General features: G+C 43.4%; 1 protein-coding gene. It reads left to right on the top strand.

Annotation, left to right across the window (positions count from 1 at the left end; translation table 11 throughout):
* The coding region (locus ACG9ZB_RS17325; RefSeq protein WP_419326856.1) for a phospholipase D-like domain-containing protein at positions 1 to 274 on the top strand (274 nt) is incomplete at both ends.

Here is a 274-nt window from a genome sequence, read left to right as displayed (position 1 = left end):
CTCAGGTACAGGTGCTGACGGAAAAAGCAATCTTAGATGCACCACTCAACTTGTTGAATACGGCAAAAGCCAATGATCAGATTGAGTTGGCGATGTTCTATTTGTCTGAGCGTCAAATCATCAATGCTTTAAAAGATGCACAGAACCGTGGCGTTAAACTTCGGATTTTACTCGACCCTAATAACGATGCATTTGGTCGTCAAAAGAATGGAATTCCGAACCGTCAAGTTGCCTCTGAGCTTAACGATGCAGGTAATACAGTGCGGTGGTGTAA

Origin of the sequence: Acinetobacter johnsonii (genome assembly GCF_048551975.1) — a bacterium.
Classification (GTDB): Bacteria; Pseudomonadota; Gammaproteobacteria; order Pseudomonadales; family Moraxellaceae; genus Acinetobacter; species Acinetobacter johnsonii_A.
The sequence above is the reverse complement of the archived record's forward strand: the minus strand, read 5'-3'. Positions and strand labels throughout refer to the sequence as shown.